The 14822-nt window shown below is 69.3% G+C and carries 14 protein-coding genes and 1 tRNA gene; 5 read left to right on the top strand and 10 right to left on the bottom strand.

The features are described from left to right. Positions 1-108 precede the first annotated feature (108 nt). Positions 109-191, top strand: a tRNA-Leu gene (locus ACN8HC_RS04615). Positions 192-321: 130 nt separating this feature from the next. Here the strand turns inward: ACN8HC_RS04615 and ACN8HC_RS04610 are convergent. The 5 genes from ACN8HC_RS04610 to ACN8HC_RS04590 all read right to left on the bottom strand — a co-directional run bounded on the left by ACN8HC_RS04610 (position 322) and on the right by ACN8HC_RS04590 (position 4869). Further along, on the bottom strand, positions 322-1191 hold the full coding sequence (locus ACN8HC_RS04610; protein WP_490073710.1) for an alpha/beta fold hydrolase: 870 nt from the start codon (positions 1189-1191) through the stop codon (positions 322-324). A 46-nt stretch (positions 1192-1237) separates the two neighbouring features. Continuing rightward, positions 1238-2830, bottom strand: a complete 1593-nt coding sequence (locus ACN8HC_RS04605; RefSeq protein ID WP_490073709.1) for a molybdopterin-dependent oxidoreductase — start codon at positions 2828-2830, stop codon at positions 1238-1240. Positions 2831-2861: 31 nt separating this feature from the next. Beyond that, a complete protein-coding gene (rdgB, locus tag ACN8HC_RS04600; RefSeq protein ID WP_490073708.1) occupies positions 2862-3476 on the bottom strand; it encodes an RdgB/HAM1 family non-canonical purine NTP pyrophosphatase in 615 nt (204 codons plus the stop codon). Continuing rightward, positions 3476-4228, bottom strand: a complete 753-nt coding sequence (gene rph / locus ACN8HC_RS04595; protein WP_490073707.1) for a ribonuclease PH — start codon at positions 4226-4228, stop codon at positions 3476-3478. Before rph ends, rdgB begins: the two co-directional genes overlap by 1 nt. A gap of 134 nt (positions 4229-4362) precedes the next feature. Further along, the gene (locus ACN8HC_RS04590) at positions 4363-4869 is read right to left on the bottom strand and encodes a MarR family winged helix-turn-helix transcriptional regulator (protein ID WP_490073706.1); all 507 of its coding nucleotides are present in this window, start codon (positions 4867-4869) and stop codon (positions 4363-4365) included. 68 nt (positions 4870-4937) lie between these two features. Between ACN8HC_RS04590 and ACN8HC_RS04585 the strand changes: the two genes are divergently transcribed. The 3 genes from ACN8HC_RS04585 (at position 4938) to ACN8HC_RS04575 (ending at position 8662) form a co-directional block, all read left to right on the top strand. Further along, complete coding sequence (locus ACN8HC_RS04585) at positions 4938-6191, top strand: MFS transporter (RefSeq protein WP_490073705.1); 1254 nt, start codon at positions 4938-4940, stop codon at positions 6189-6191. Next, complete coding sequence (locus ACN8HC_RS04580; RefSeq protein ID WP_490073704.1) at positions 6151-7362, top strand: SPFH domain-containing protein; 1212 nt, start codon at positions 6151-6153, stop codon at positions 7360-7362. The genes ACN8HC_RS04585 and ACN8HC_RS04580 overlap by 41 nt, the downstream gene beginning before the upstream one ends. Before the next feature lie 76 nt (positions 7363-7438). Next, positions 7439-8662, top strand: coding sequence for a TFIIB-type zinc ribbon-containing protein (locus ACN8HC_RS04575; RefSeq protein ID WP_490073703.1), 1224 nt, complete (start codon positions 7439-7441; stop codon positions 8660-8662). A gap of 5 nt (positions 8663-8667) precedes the next feature. Here the strand turns inward: ACN8HC_RS04575 and ACN8HC_RS04570 are convergent, their stop codons facing one another. The 4 genes from ACN8HC_RS04570 to ACN8HC_RS04555 are packed head-to-tail and all read right to left on the bottom strand — an operon-like array spanning position 8668 to position 12012. After that, positions 8668-9453 carry an MBL fold metallo-hydrolase gene (locus ACN8HC_RS04570; protein ID WP_490073702.1) on the bottom strand — a complete coding sequence of 262 codons (786 nt, stop codon included), beginning with the start codon at positions 9451-9453 and terminating at the stop codon, positions 8668-8670. Then, positions 9450-10280, bottom strand: coding sequence for a glutamate racemase (gene murI / locus ACN8HC_RS04565; RefSeq protein ID WP_490073701.1), 831 nt, complete (start codon positions 10278-10280; stop codon positions 9450-9452). The genes ACN8HC_RS04570 and murI overlap by 4 nt, the downstream gene beginning before the upstream one ends. Before the next feature lie 46 nt (positions 10281-10326). After that, positions 10327-11100 (bottom strand): fumarylacetoacetate hydrolase family protein, encoded by a 774-nt coding sequence (locus ACN8HC_RS04560; protein WP_490073700.1) that lies wholly within the window; start codon positions 11098-11100, stop codon positions 10327-10329. Between the two features lie 30 nt (positions 11101-11130). Further along, complete coding sequence (locus ACN8HC_RS04555; protein ID WP_490073699.1) at positions 11131-12012, bottom strand: SGNH/GDSL hydrolase family protein; 882 nt, start codon at positions 12010-12012, stop codon at positions 11131-11133. Between the two features lie 97 nt (positions 12013-12109). Between ACN8HC_RS04555 and ACN8HC_RS04550 the strand changes: the two genes are divergently transcribed. Continuing rightward, positions 12110-13003 (top strand): 3-methyladenine DNA glycosylase, encoded by an 894-nt coding sequence (locus ACN8HC_RS04550; RefSeq protein ID WP_490073698.1) that lies wholly within the window; start codon positions 12110-12112, stop codon positions 13001-13003. Positions 13004-13095: 92 nt separating this feature from the next. Here ACN8HC_RS04550 and cimA read toward each other — a convergent pair whose 3' ends face one another. Beyond that, positions 13096-14682 carry a citramalate synthase gene (gene cimA / locus ACN8HC_RS04545; protein WP_490073697.1) on the bottom strand — a complete coding sequence of 529 codons (1587 nt, stop codon included), beginning with the start codon at positions 14680-14682 and terminating at the stop codon, positions 13096-13098. Between the last annotated feature and the right edge of the window lie 140 nt (positions 14683-14822).

Genomic DNA, 14822 nt, shown 5'->3' with positions numbered 1-14822 from the left:
CCGCCACTCTGACGGTCGTGTCGCTTGGTTGACGGCCGAATTCGACCGTCACCCATGAACATGACCGTCAGGGTCTCCCGACACGCCACGCCGTACACTCGTGCTCGCGCGCGAGTGGCGGAATCAGGTAGACGCGCCAGATTTAGGTTCTGGTGCCTTCGGGTGTGCGGGTTCGAGTCCCGCCTCGCGCACCCAGAAGATCGATCCGGCTTCCCACCACTGACGGTCGAAACAGCCGCTGACGCTCGGACCGGTCGCTGACGGCGCAGCGGAGGCGTCACCGGCCGTTTCCGGCGTCACCCGCACCGTCGCCACCTGCCGTCAGTACGTCGCGCGTAGCTCATCGAGCATCTGCGGCATCGCGCCGATGCCGATCGACAAATGCCCCTCACCTTCGAGCAGGTGTGCCATGGCGCCCGGAACATTGGCGGCCAGCCAGTGGCCGTGCGCGAAAGGCACCATCAGGTCGGCACTCCCCTGCCAGACGAAGGTGGGCACGGACATCTTCGCGAGGTCGAATCCCCACGGCACGGTGAACGCGATGTCGTCGTCGGCCCAGCCGTCGACGCCGTTCTTCAGGGCCTCCCGGAAATTCGCGGCCATCTCCTCTCCGGCCTCGTCGGTGATCTCCTTGCGGTCGACTTCGGGCAGCAAGGTGTTGAGTTCGCTGAGGATCGCTTCCGGCGTGGCGTCCTTGAGCTCCTCGCGCATGCCGTCCAGCAACGGTCGCAGCTCGCCCTCGCCCTTCAGTGCAGCCCCGAACTCGTCGATGTTGCCCTCACCCATGCCGGCGAGGAAGTCCAGTCCGTCGGCTGCGTATGGCGCCACGCCGGCGATGCAGAGCACCCCGGTGATGCGGTCCGGGAGCAGGGCACCGGTGGCCAGCGTGTGCGGTCCACCGCCGGACCAGCCTGCGGTCATGGCCTTTTCGGCTCCGAGGTGATCGAGGATCGCGACGACGTCGTCCACGACGTCGGCGACCTTGCGGCCCTCGCGCCGCGTCGAGTCGCCATACCCGGCACGCGAATACGTCACCAGCCGGATGCCCCGCTCCGCGGCCTGCTCGGACATCACCCGGCGGGGCAGCACCGATCCGGGCGTGCCGTGGTGGAAGAGGAGCACCGGTCCCTCGTCGGCGCCGGTGATGCGGATGTCGAGGTCGCGGCCGTCGGGCAGGGAGATCAGTGTCATGTAGCACAGCCTGCCATTCGCGGCTCGCGATGTAGCGCGTCGGGGCTCAGCGCACCATCACCGAGATCGAGTGATATCCGGTGGAACCGTCAGGCGCAGGCGGTGCTTGCGCGGCGATCTGGACCGCGCCGGTCGCGTCGATGGCCCGCACCGTGAGGGTGTGGTGGCCGGGCGGTGCGTCCCACTCGTAGACCCACTGCCGCCACGCGTCCGCCGTGACGTCCGCGCCCAGGCGCGCGTCGCGCCATACGCCGTCGTCCACCCGCACCTGCACCCTCGCGATCCCGACGTGCTGGTGCCAGGCGACGCCGGCGACCGCGACCCTGCCCGCCGCGACCTTCGCCCCGGCCTGCGGCACGTCGATCCGGGACGAGGTCTTGACCGGGCCGCGCGCCGACCAGCCGCGTGGCGTCCAGTAGCCGGCGTCCCGCGCGAACGTGGTGACCTTCAACTCGGTCAGCCACTTGGTCGCAGAGACGTATCCGTAAAGCCCCGGCACCACCAGCCGGGCGGGGAAACCGTGCTCGGCCGGCAACGCCTGACCGTTCATCGCGATCGCGACCAGTGCGTTACGGCCGTCGGTCAGTGCGTTCAGCGGCGTGCCGGCGGTGAAACCGTCGACGCTGCGGGACAGCACCATGTCCGCCCCGGACTGCACGCCGGCTTGCGCGAGCAGCTCACGCACCGGCCAGCCGGTCCAGATGGCGTTGCCGTTGAGGTTGCCGCCCACTTCGTTCGACACGCACATGAGCGTGATCATCGCCTGCTGCATCGGCATGGAAAGCAGGTCGTTCCAGCCGATTTCGACCTCGTGGTCCACCATGCCGGTGACCCGCAGCTGCCAGGACGCAGGGTCCACCTGCGGGACGACCAGCGCGGTGTCGATGCGATAGAACTCGCGGTTGGGCACGATGTATGGCGTCACTCCCCCCACTCCGACGGATGCGCCGGGCGGGACGGTCACCGGGTGCGCGACGTGCGGCGGCACGAACGCATCCCGTGCCGCCTGCACCGCGCGTGATCCGCTGCTCCAGGCTCGACCGGCCAGCCCCAGGACCGCGGCGCCGACGATCGCCCCCACACCGAGCAGCGCCGCGCGCCGGGTGGTCGCCGCCGCGGACGTCGGCTCGGCGGCCGGGAGCAGGATCCGGTCACGCCACCGGTGCAACGCCGTGAGCCCGAGGGCGGCTCCGGCCAGCAACGGCAACAGATCGACGAAACCGGCGTGCGGCCGGGACGTGACCGCCGCCGCGGCGATCGCCACGAGCACCACGAAAACGACGAGTGCGGCGGTGTAGCGCCGCGAGGACAACCGGCCGATCAGCAGGCTCAGCAGGATCAGCACCGCGGCGATGCCACCGAGCAGGACGTGCTTGTCGTTGGTCCCGAAGTTGTCGACGGCGAAGGTCTTCAGCCAGGGCGGCGTCCGGTCGATGAACGCGGCACCGACCGCCAGCACCGGCGACGGCGTGCCGGTGCTCCACCCGAGACGCAGGACGACGCCGGCGAGCAACTCGGCGACCCCGATGGTGACCGCACCGGCTACGACCCCACCGGCGGCTGCGAGCAGTCGGGGCGCCCGAGGACCAGGCGACCCCGGCTCCAGGTGCTGGGCCCGATCGGCGTGCTGGGTGACCATCCGCTCATGGTCGCACTCGAGGCTGAGACTTCTACTGTTCGAGTAGTTCCGCCAGATCCTGTCGGAGCGCCCGCACCGCGATGCCGCGGTGCGAGATCGCGTTCTTCTCCTCGGCGTCCAGCTCCGCGAGCGAACGACCATCGGGCAGCTCGAAGATCGGGTCGTAGCCGAAACCGTTGTCGCCGCGCTGATTCCGCGTCAGCACGCCGTGCACCTCGCCGAAGCGGGATCGCTCCGTGCCGTCCGGGAGGGCGAGGACGACACAACACACGAACTTCGCGGTGAGCCGTTCGGCCGGCACGTCCGCGGTCTGTGCCAGGAGCAGGTCGATGTTCGCCTGATCCGCACCGTGCGTGCCGGACCAGCGCGCCGAGAACACACCGGGGCAGCCGCCGAGCACATCGACAGCCAAGCCCGAATCGTCAGCGACAGCAGGTAAGCCCGTGGCTTGCGCCACCGCCTGCGCCTTGAGGGAGGAGTTCTCGAGGAAGGTCACGCCGGTCTCGACGACATCGTCCACGCCCGGGAACGAGCCGACCGACACGACCGAAACCTCGGCGAGTGCCGGCACCTCGGCGACCAGCTGCTGCATCTCGCGGAGCTTGCCGGCGTTGCGGGTGGCGAGGACGAGGGTGCGGCCCGCCATCAGACGCGCTCCCTGGCCGGTGCCTCCAGCGCCGCCTGCTGCAGTGCGGTGAGGTCGCCGATTCCCTTCTCCGCCAACGCGAGCATCGCGTCCAGCTCGCGACGGTCGAAGGGCGCGCCCTCCGCGGTGCCCTGGACTTCGACGAATCCGCCGGCGCCGGTCATCACGACGTTCATGTCGGTCTCCGCTGTGGAGTCCTCCGGGTAGTCCAGGTCGAGCACCGGGGTGCCCTTGACGATGCCCACACTCACCGCGGCGATCGACCCGGTCAACGGCTGCGCCTTGGCCGCGATCAGGCCGCGCTGCCGGGCGTCGGCGATGGCGTCGGCGAGCGCGACATACGCGCCGGTGATCGACGCGGTGCGGGTGCCGCCGTCGGCCTGCAGCACGTCGCAGTCGAGAACGATGGTGTTCTCGCCGAGCGCCTTGGTGTCGATGATCGCGCGCAGGGACCGCCCGATCAACCGGGAGATCTCGTGGGTGCGTCCGCCGACCTTGCCCGTGCGCGACTCGCGGCTCGAGCGGGTGTTGGTCGCGCGCGGCAACATCTCGTATTCGGCGGTGACCCAGCCGGTGCCCTGCCCGGCCAGCCACCGCGGCACGCCCGCGGTGAACGATGCCGCGACGAGCACTCGCGTCTTGCCGAACTCCACCAGCACGCTGCCCTCCGCGTGGTCCAGCCAGTTGCGGGTGATGCGCACCTCCCGCAACTTGTCGGGAGCACGGCCGTCATGTCGGGTCAGGTCAGTCATGGTCGCCAGCGTAGGAGAGCGGCCCTGGGCTCCGATCGACCGGCACAGCGCTGCATCGAGCGGCATACCGAATCGGGCCGGATCGGTATGCCGCTCGTGACAGAGGTATGCCGCTCGATCAGAACGGGCCCGCGCTACTCCAAGCCCTGAACTGCCTTGCGCAGCAAGGCGTTCAGCTGCACCAGCTCTTTACCGCTCAGCGGACTGAGCAGTTCCTGCTCCCGGCGCATCCCGGCATGGACGTACTTGTCCCACGCGTCCCGGCCGGCCTGCGTCGGCCGCACCAGCACCCGGCGCCGGTTGGAGCTGTCGGTCTCCCGAGTGATCAGTCCCGCGCGCTCGAGCCGGTCCAGCCGCCCGGTCATCGAGGCCTTCGTGACGCCGACCGCTTCCGCGAGCTGAGTGGGTGTCGCCTCCGTCGGGTGGGGCTGCACCATCAGGTGGTGCAGTGTGTCGTAGTCCTCCCGGGTGAAATCCTGCTCGTCGAGGAACGCCGCCACGTCCCGGCGCTGCTTGACGCGCAGCAGAAACTGCATGCGGGTGATCGCACCCTCCACCTCCGGGTCGAAGGCCGGATTGTCCGCCCACAACGCCGCCCATCGTGCGACATGGAGATCCACCGAGTCCTGCGCGCTGGCCATGAGCGTAGATTAGTACGTCGATGAATTGTTCGTTGACTAACAATTCGGCACCAAACTAGTCTCGAGCTGTGACCACTAAACGTGCCGAACCGCTCCCCCGGGACTTCCGGCTGATCGCCGCCGGCCAGGGCCTGTCCTGGTTCGGCAGCATGTTTCAGCCGGTGGCGCTGTCGGTGGGCATCCTGCTGCACGGCGGCTCGGTCGGAGAGCTCGGCGCGCTGATGGCCGTCCTCGTGGTGACGAGCACGATCTTCACGCTCGCCGGCGGTGTGTGGAGCGATCGACTCTCGCCGCGACTGGTGATGATCTGGACCGATCTGATCCGCGCCGCCGACGCGGTCGCGATCGGGTTGCTCTTCGCGAGCGGTCACGCCGGATTCGCAACGCTCGCACCGCTCATCGCCGTCTTCGGGGCGGCGAGCGCCTTCTTCCGGCCGGCCATGCAGTCGTTGAAGCCGATTCTGGTCGCGCCGGCTCAGCGCCAGCGGGCGAATGCCGTGCTCAGCGTGCTGCAGGGCAGCACCCAGGTCGCCGGACCGGCCCTGGCCGGTGTGATCGTCGGCTTCGCGGGGGCGCCGGCAGGTTTCTACATCAACGCAGTCAGCTTCCTCGCATCGTGCGCGTCGGTGTGGCTCGCCCGACCGAACATCCTCCGCGGCGAACGCGGCGCGAGCTTTGTGACCGACCTGCGCGACGGCTGGCAGGCGGTCCGTGAACGTGACTGGCTGGTGGTCGGCATCGGTGCGGCCGGCGTCTATCACATCGCGAACGGAGTGCTGCTCGTCCTCGTCCAGGTCGTCGCCCTGCGGGACCTCGGGGGCGCGCACGCCTACGGCTACATCGCGGCCGCAGAAGGCGCCGGCGGCCTGATCGGCAGCGCCGTCGCGCTGCGAGCTCGGCTGCGCTACCCGCTGCGCGCGGGCTGGTTCACCTGCGCGCTGATGGGAGTGTGGGCGGCCGGCTATGTGTGGCCGGGCCGTCTCGACACGGTCATCGGCACCGGCTTGATCGGCTTCGCCGGGTTGATGTTCTTCAGCGTCATGTGGGAGACGGCGGTCCAGGACGGAGTGCCGCATCACCTGCTCGCCAGGGTCGCCTCCTGGGACATGCTGGTGTCGTTCGTCGGTATGCCGCTCGGCAATGCTCTCGCCGGCCCACTCGCCACGTGGTACGGCGTCAAGCCGGTCATCGGGAGCTGCGCGGTCGTGCTCAGCTGCTCGGCGCTGGCACCGCTGCTGTGGCGCAGCAGCCGCAATCTGCAGCACGCGGAACCCGCGGCCGATGACGGCGTCCTCGCTGCGGACGGCCCTCGCCATACCTAAGCTGATCGCCATGGGACTCATGGACAAGATCCGCGGAGAGCTCGTCGACATCATCGAGTGGATCGACGACTCGCACTCGGCACTGGCGTGGCGCTTCCCGCGCTACAACAACGAGATCAAGAACGGCGCGAAGCTGATCGTCCGTGAGGGCCAGGAGGCCGTCTTCGTGCACACCGGCAAGCTGGCCGACCGCTTCGGTCCCGGCATGTACGAGCTGACGACTGAGAACCTGCCCGTCATGGCGACGCTGCAGGGCTGGCAGCACGGCTTCAACTCCCCCTTCCGCAGCGAGGTCTACTTCATCAACACTCGCCCGGTCACCGATTTCCGCTGGGGCACCGCCAATCCGGTGACCGTGCGAGACCCCGACTTCAAGATGGTGCAGCTGCGGGCCAACGGTCTGTGCGTGGTGCGGGTCGTCGACCCGGCGATCTTCCTGCGCCAGGTCATCGGCACCGACTCCCAGGTGCAGATCGATGAGATCGGCGAGCTGCTGCGCCGCGTCATCACCCTCGCGTTCTCCGACCTGGTGATGGAGACCAAGCTCGGCGTGATCGACCTCCAGGGCAAGCAGGTCGAGCTGTCGGCGAAGCTGCGCGATTTCGTCGCCGAGCGCGTCGACGACGAATATGGCCTGGGCATCGACTCGATCACGATGAACATCTCGCTGCCCGACGAGATCACCAACGCCATGACGCGCGGTGTCGCCAAGGGCGTCGAGGCGGCGGGCTGGACCGGCAACCTGGGCGACATGCAGCGCTACCAGCAGGCGATGGCCGCCGAGGCGATGGTCAACGCGGCCGGCAACCCGGGGGGTGGTGCGATGGGGCAGATGATGGCGGCCGGGATGGGCGCCGCGATGGGTGCCCAGCTGGCCGGCCAGGCCGCCGGCTCGCTCGGCGGACAACCGGCCGGGTCTCCCCCGCCGCTGCCCGGCGGGACCTTCTACGTCGGGGTCAACGGTCAGCAGCAGGGGCCCTTCACCATCGAACAGCTTCGCAGCTCCGGGCAGTTGAAGCCCGACACGCTGGTCTGGACCGCCGGTATGCCGCCGTGGGCGCCCGCCTCCGGCATACCGGAGCTCGCGACGTTGTTCGCTCCCACCCCGCCGCCGCTGCCGAACGCCGCGCCGCCGGCTCCGCCGGCGGCTCCGGCTGCGCCGGCGGAGTGACGTCATACCGATGACGGACGACCAGCCCGAACCGCCACCCCTGCCCACACCGCCACCACTGCCCCAGCCTCCTCGCTTGCCCGACCCCGGTGCATTGCGCGACCCGGCGCAAACGCGAGGCGACGACCAGCGCTTCGACGGCTCGCCGCGAGCTCGCGAGCAAGAGCCGACGAAGGGCTGCGAGGAGCCGAGCCAAGGGCAATTGCAGCAGTCGGAGCAGACGCGGACCTACCCGTGTCCGCAGTGCGGCGCCAACCTCGTCTACGACCCCGGGCACGACCAGCTGCTGTGCCTGTCCTGCGGGCACGCGGAGGCGATCACGGCGCCGCAGGGCACGGTGGCCAAGCGCGACCTGGGCACCGCGATGCAGCAGCTCGCCGAGCGGGTCGCCGCGAACGAGCCGCAGTCGCTCACCCGCGAGGTCGTCTGCCAGAACTGTGGTGGCACAACGTCGTTCAACGGAACGCTGACCGCGACGCGGTGCCCCTACTGCGCCACGCCGATCCAGCGCAACGACCTGCAGCGCGCGCCCGAGCGCCTGCCGATCGACGGCGTGCTGCCCTTCCAGATCGACGAGCGGACCGCGCACGACAACGTCCAGCAGTGGATCAACAGCCGCTGGCTCGCGCCGCGCGAGTTCAAGACCTATCGCCAGGTCGGCTCGTTCACCAGCATCTACCTGAGCTACTTCTCGTATGACGCGCAGACCGTCACCGACTACACCGGGCAGCGCGGCGAGAACTACACCGTCGAGGTCGGCGAGGGTGACAACCGGCACACCGAGACGCGCACCAACTGGTGGCCGGTGTCGGGCCGCGTCAGCAACGACTTCCGGGACGTCCTGGAGCCGGCGAACACCCGGCTGGACCACAAGAAGCTCGTGGCGCTGGAGCCGTGGCCGGTCCCGGCGGCCCGGCCCTATTCGGCGCAGTATGTCGCGGGCCACCTCAGCCGGACCTATGACGAGGACGCCGGGCAACGCTTCGAGAACGGAGCGCGGCAGCAGATCGACGCGGAGATCCGCAGCACCGTCCAGCGTGACATCGGTGGCGACGAGCAGCGGATCGACCAGGTCCGCACGAGCTACGCCTCGCTCACCTTCGCGCAATTGCTGCTGCCCGTCTGGCTGCTGACGGTGACCTTCGAGGGCAGGCCGTTCCAGGTCTTCATCAACGGGGTGACCGGGGAGGTGCAGGGCCGGCGGCCGTGGAGCAAGGTCAAGATCGCCGCCGCCGTCGTCGCCGCGCTGATCGTGATCGCCATCGTGCTGGTGCTGGTGAAGGCGACGCGGGGCAGCTGAGCGCCTCAGAGGTCGTATGACGCGAACGGCTCGGCGAGTTCGACGTCGCCCGGCCAGACCGCCGCAGCCTGCACGCGACACGTCTCGCGGTCGTTCCACGCCGGGATGTGGGTCAGCATCAGCCGTTTGACGCCGCCCGCGTCGACCGCCGCCCGCGCGGCGCGCGAGCCGGACAGGTGGATTCCCTCGACGTCGTCGTCGCGGCCGTCGCAGAACGCCGAATCGGTGAGGGCCAGGTCGGCACCGGTCAGCAGCGGGCCGAGGGCCGGCGTGCTGTCGGTGTCACCCGTGTAGGCGAGCACGCAGCCGTCGGCCTCGACGCGCAGTCCGTAGGCCTCGACCGGGTGATTGACGCGATGCGGCGTGATGGTGAACGGCCCGACGCGGAAGGACTGCTGGTCGACCAGCTGCCGGAAGTCGTACTCCGGCTCCAGCAGACCCGGGTCGGTCGCTTCCTCGTCGGTCACGGCCGCCGCGCGCGCCACCCGCAGGGCGGTGCCCGCCGGACCCCACACCGGCACGGTGACGGCCGCCGGCTGTCCCGGGTGGTAACGCAGCACGACGTGCAGCCCGGACAGGTCAGCGCAGTGGTCCGGATGCAGGTGCGAGAGCACGATGGCGTCGATGGCGAGCGGGTCGATGAAGCGCTGCAGGGAGCCGAGGGCACCGTTGCCGAGGTCGAGCAGCAGGTTCCAGGTGCGCCCGTCGTGCTCGGCCTGGACCAGGTAGCACGAAGCAGGCGAATCGGGCCCGGCATACGATCCGGCACACCCCACGACGGTCAGCTTCACGAGACTCCAATCTCCTTCTCGCCGCGCGGGATGTTGCCGGTGAAGACATGATCGAACTCCGGGCCCAGGCCGAGGAACCTCCTTGCCAGCCTTCGGAATTCGTCGGGGTCGCCCGTGGTCGTGAAGGAGTGCCCCGGCTCGGTGGTCTCCGCCCGCAACAGATCTGCGTCGGCCAGCACACGGTACAGGTCCTTCGCCGTTTCCTCAGCCGATGAGACCAATGTCACGCCGTCGCCCATGACGTAGGAGATCACCCCGGTGAGCAGCGGATAGTGGGTGCATCCGAGCACCACGGTGTCGACGTCGTCCTGCTTCAGCGGCTCCAGATAGGCGCGGGCGCATTCCAGCAACTCCGGCCCGCCGGTCACGCCGGCCTCGACGAATTCGACGAAACGCGGGCACGGCACGCTCGCGATGTGCAGGTCGGGAGCCGCGGCGAACGCGTCCGGGTAGGCCCGTGACTGGTGCGTGCCGCGGGTGGAGATCACGCCGACGCGGCCGTTGGAGGTGGCCCGCACGGCTCGGCGGACGGCCGGCCGGATCACCTCGACCAGGGGGACGTCATACCGCTCCCGCGCGTCGTGCAGCACGGCGGCCGACGCAGTGTTGCAGGCGATGACGAGCGCCTTCACGCCGTGGTCGACCAGCCGGTCGAGGCACTCCAGCGCGTAGGCGCGCACCTCGCCGATCGGCCTGGGTCCGTATGGCGCACGCGCGGTGTCGCCGAGATAGGCGATCGACTCGTGGGGCAGCTGGTCGAGCACCGCCCGGGCGACGGTCAATCCGCCGTACCCGCTGTCGAAGATTCCGATCGGTGCGTCAACCACCGTTAAAGGGTAGGGCGTGGGTCCGGGGTACTCGTCGTCCGTGGGGTTACTCGTGCCGCACGAACGGGTTGTCCAGCACGCCGATGTCACCGATCTCGACCGAGACCCGCTGCCCCGGCTGCACCGGCCCCACGCCTTCCGGAGTGCCGGTGAGGATGACGTCGCCGGGCAGCAGGGTGAACGCCTTCGACACGTACGAGACCAGCGTCGCGACGTCGAAGATCATGTCCTGGGTGGTGCCCTCCTGGACGGCGGCACCGTCGACCCGGGTGATCACGCGCTGTTGCGTCGGATCCAGATCGGTCTCGATCCACGGCCCGAGCGGGCAGGAGGTGTCGAAGCCCTTGGCCCGGGCCCACTGCCTGTCGGACTTCTGCAGATCGCGGGCGGTCACGTCGTTGGCGCAGGTGTAGCCGAAGATCACCGACCGCGCGTCCTCGGGCTCCACGTCCTTGCACATGCGGCCGATCACGACGGCCAGCTCGCCCTCGTAGTCCACCCGCTGCGACTGCGACGGCATGACGACCGGGTCACCCGGGCCGACGACCGCAGTGTTGGGGACGAGGAACATCAGCGGGCGCTCAGGCACCTCGTTGCCCAGCTCGGCCGCGTGATCGGCGTAATTGCGGCCGATGCCAACGATTTTGGAGCGCGGGATCACCGGGGCGAGCAGCCGCACCTCCTCGACCGTCGTGGTGACACCGGTCAGCTCGATCTTGGTGTAGAGCGGGTCGCCGGAGATCTCGGCGATCTTCTCACCGGCTCCGTCGACCAGTCCGAACGTGGGGTCCTCACCGGTCGTGTATCTCGCAATGCGCACCGGCTCACCCTATCGACGCGGGCGCTTCCCTCAGTTGCTGAGGTATGGCGCCAGCGACGACGCCATCACCGCGTATCCCGTGTCGTTGGGGTGGATGTTCTGCTTGGTGCACATCCAGGTCCATTCGCAGATGCGCGCGACGTTGGTCGGCAGCTCGCCGAGCCCCGGCACGCTGGTCGGTGTCCAGTCGTCGCTCTGGAACGCGGTGGCGACGTCGGCGACCGGCGCGTTGACGGTGGCCGCGGCAGCTGCGATCTCGCCGTTGAAGATTGTCGCGAGGCCGGCCGACTGCTTGGCGACCGCCTGGCCGGGCGCACCGAGCAGGTAGGCGGCGAGGAACGGGTTGTAGTAGTTGAGCACGATGAGCTCGGCGTTGGGCGCGGCGGCGTGCAGCTTCTGCAGGATCGGCGGCAGGTTGGCGGCGACCGATCGCAGCCCACCGGCGATGCACGTCTGGTCGATGGCGCCGTTCTGGACACAACTGTCGACGTCGTTGGAGCCGAGGTCGATCGTGATGACGCCGGACTGGTTGCGATGCCCCGTGAGGAAGTGCAACGCCTGAGCCTGCTGGCTGCGCTCGGCGGGGCAGCGCGTCCCCGTGACGAACGTGGTCGTGGTCTCACCGGAGCACGCGAGGTTCGTGAGCTTGACGCTCTTGTTCTGCTGCTCGAGCATGGCCAGCGCCCCGCCGACGTAGCCACCGGTCTTGTCGTCCCCGGTGCCCGGTTGGTAGCCGGCGGCGAGCGAGTCGCCGAGAGCGAGATACCACTTCGGCGACGGTGCGTCGCCGTGCGCCGTGCGGACCGGCATCGCGTGCGCCGTGCGGACCGGCATCGCGTTCGCCGAAGCCGGCAGCGCGACGGTGGTGGCCGCCGCGACGGCAACGACGGCGAGGGAGAGCAGACGACGCATGAGATGCGGCTCCTTGAAGTTGACCGGGCCCCGATCCGATCACTGTAACCACCGGTGACCTGGCTCACCGACGTTTGCCGGTAGTTAGGATCACCCGGTGCCGCAGGATCTTTCGTATGCCGAGTGGGCGCCGCTCGCTGCTGCGCACGCCCTCCGGGTGGACGAGCTGACACGAGGGCACCGCGAGCGCCGAGCGAGCGGACGCGGGCACCCTGTCGAGGACTTCCTCTTCACCTATTACTCGCACCGGCCGGCGCTGCTGCGCCGCTGGCACCCCGGGCTCGATGTGCGGTTGTATGACGCCCCGCAGCATGCCGGCTGGCGGTTCTACCGGTCGGAGTCCGGCATGACGTCGGTCGACGTGGAATCCTTTGCTCGCGAACGCGGTTCGACGGTGCAGTTCGTGCGGTCCCTGCTGGGCGCCACGGCCGGCCGGGCACCGTCGCTCGGGTGCTTCGGCCTCCACGAGTGGGCGATGGTCTACCGCTCCGGCGACGTCCGGCACGAAGCCTGGCCGCTCCGCCTCGGTCGTGCGGGCACCGACGAGGTGGTTGAGCGGCATACCATCCGGTGCTCGCACTACGACGCCTTCCGGTTCTTCACCGACGACGCGCGGCCGCGCAACGCCCTGCAACCCACCCGCGAGCGGCAGGTCGCCATGGAGCAGCCCGGCTGCCTGCACGCGGGGATGGATCTGTACAAGTGGGCCTACAAACTGACGCCGGCCGTGCCGAGCAGTCTGCTGCTCGACTGCTTCGAGTTGGCCCGTGACATCCGCGTGCTCGACATGCAGGCCTCGCCCTACGACCTGCGCGAGCTCGGCTACCGGCCGGTGCCGATCGAGACACCGGAGGGCAAGGCCGAATACGTGCGCCGTCAACGGGAGTTTGCCGAGCGTAGCCAGGCGCTGCGCCGGCGCCTCGTCACGACCTGCGACCAGCTCCTCGCGCCCTTGCCGAGAGGCTCAGAAACACACCGAGAGGCCCAGTAAAACTGCGCCGAATCCGCGGATTTACTGAGCCCCTCGAGACGTTTGTGAGCCTCTCGGCACAAGGGTGCGCGGGCGGGAGCCGCGCCGGGAGATCACTGACGGGGCGTGACACCCCGCTTGAGCAGTCCATAGGTGAACGAGTCGACCAGCGCGGTCCAGCTCGCGTGCACGATGTTGGGAGCGACGCCGACCGTCTGCCAGCTGCCGTTCTCGTCGCTGGTCTCGATCAGCACACGCGTGGTGGCATCGGTCCCGTGCGATGCGTCGAGGATGCGGACGCGGAAGTCGGTCAGCTCGAACGCCGTCAACTCCGGGTAGGCGTCCGCGAGCGCCTCCCGGAGCGCATGGTCGAGGGCGTTGACCGGGCCGTTGCCCTCGCCGGTGGCGACGACGCGCTTGCCGGCCGCTCTGAGCTTGACCGTCGCCTCGGACAGTGACGGTTGGTCGGCACCGCTGGAGTCGGTGATGATCCGCCAGGACTCGGTCTCGAAGTAGTGGAGCGACTCCCCGGTGACCTCCTCGCGCAGCAGCAGCTCGAAGGACGCATCGGCCGCGTCGAAGGTCCAGCCCTGCTGCTCGAGGTCCTTGACCCGTTTGACGGTTCGCGCGGCGAGGTCGGGATCGTGGGTCAGGTCGTAGCCGAGTTCCTTGGCCTTCAGCTCGATGCTGGCGCGGCCGGCCATGTCGGAGACGAGCGTGCGCATCGAGTTGCCGACGAGTGCCGGATCGGTGTGCTGGTAGAGGTCGGGGTCGACCTTGAGCGCCGAGGCGTGCAATCCGGCCTTGTGCGCGAACGCACTCGCCCCGACATACGGCTGACGCCCGTAGGGCACCACGTTGGTGACCTCGCTGATGGCGTGGGAGAGGTGCAGTGCCTGGCGCAGGCGTTCCGGCGGCACCACTTGCCGGCCGAGTTTGAGCTGCAGATTGCTGACGACGGTCACCAGGTCGGCGTTGCCGGTGCGCTCGCCGTACCCGTTGATGGTGCCCTGCACGTGGGTGGCGCCGGCCGCCACCGCGGCCAGCGAGTTGGCGACCGCGCAGCCGGTGTCGTTGTGGCAATGGATGCCGAGCCGGGCCTGGGTGCCGGCGAGCACCTCACCCACGACGTCGGTGACCTGCGGCGGCAGCATGCCGCCGTTGGTGTCGCACAGCGCGATCACCGAGGCGCCCGCGGCGGCCGCGGTGCGCACCACTTCGAGCGCGTATGCCGCGTCGGTGCGGTAGCCGTCGAAGAAGTGCTCGGCGTCCAGGAAGACCGAACGCCCCTCGCCGACAAGGAAACTCACGGTGTCCTCGATCATCGCGAGGTTCTCGCGGGGCGTGGTGCGCAGCGCCTCGGCGACGTGCCGGGAATGCGACTTCGCGACCAGCGTGATCACGTCGGTCCGGGCATCGAGGAGCGCACGCACCTGCGGGTCGTCGGCCGCCACCGCGCCCGCTCGGCGCGTCGAACCGAACGCGGCGAGGGTGGCGTTCTGCAACTCCAGCTCGGCGCGCGCCCGTGCGAAGAACTCGGTGTCCTTGGGGTTCGCGCCCGGCCAGCCGCCCTCGATGAAGCCGACTCCGAGCTGGTCCAGGTAGGCCGCGATCGCCAACTTGTCGGTGACCGACAGATTGAGACCCTCCTGCTGGGCGCCGTCACGCAGCGTCGTGTCGTAGACGTGAAAGTCGGTCATGTTGGGGACCTTTCGAGGCAGTGCCCTGCGGTGTGCTTTCGGTGGCCGCGCCGGGCCGATCCTTCGCTCGCTCCGGCGTGGGTGGGCCGGACACGAAAAAACCTCCCGGGGTAACGGGAGGTTGCGCGTCGGACCGGGTC

This window comes from Flexivirga sp. YIM B11880, assembly GCF_058148645.1.
The sequence above is the reverse complement of the archived record's forward strand: the minus strand, read 5'-3'. Positions and strand labels throughout refer to the sequence as shown.

Excerpts from the sequence above, each read along its gene's own strand:
- ACN8HC_RS04610 (WP_490073710.1), bottom strand. The coding sequence starts at position 1,191 with ATGACACTGATCTCCCTGCCCGACGGCCGCGACCTCGACATCCGCATC.
- ACN8HC_RS04605 (WP_490073709.1), bottom strand. The coding sequence starts at position 2,830 with ATGGTCACCCAGCACGCCGATCGGGCCCAGCACCTGGAGCCGGGGTCG.
- rdgB (WP_490073708.1), bottom strand. The coding sequence starts at position 3,476 with ATGGCGGGCCGCACCCTCGTCCTCGCCACCCGCAACGCCGGCAAGCTC.
- rph (WP_490073707.1), bottom strand. The coding sequence starts at position 4,228 with ATGACTGACCTGACCCGACATGACGGCCGTGCTCCCGACAAGTTGCGG.
- ACN8HC_RS04590 (WP_490073706.1), bottom strand. The coding sequence starts at position 4,869 with ATGGCCAGCGCGCAGGACTCGGTGGATCTCCATGTCGCACGATGGGCG.
- ACN8HC_RS04580 (WP_490073704.1), top strand. The coding sequence starts at position 6,151 with ATGACGGCGTCCTCGCTGCGGACGGCCCTCGCCATACCTAAGCTGATC.
- ACN8HC_RS04555 (WP_490073699.1), bottom strand. The coding sequence starts at position 12,012 with ATGCGTCGTCTGCTCTCCCTCGCCGTCGTTGCCGTCGCGGCGGCCACC.
- cimA (WP_490073697.1), bottom strand. The coding sequence starts at position 14,682 with ATGACCGACTTTCACGTCTACGACACGACGCTGCGTGACGGCGCCCAG.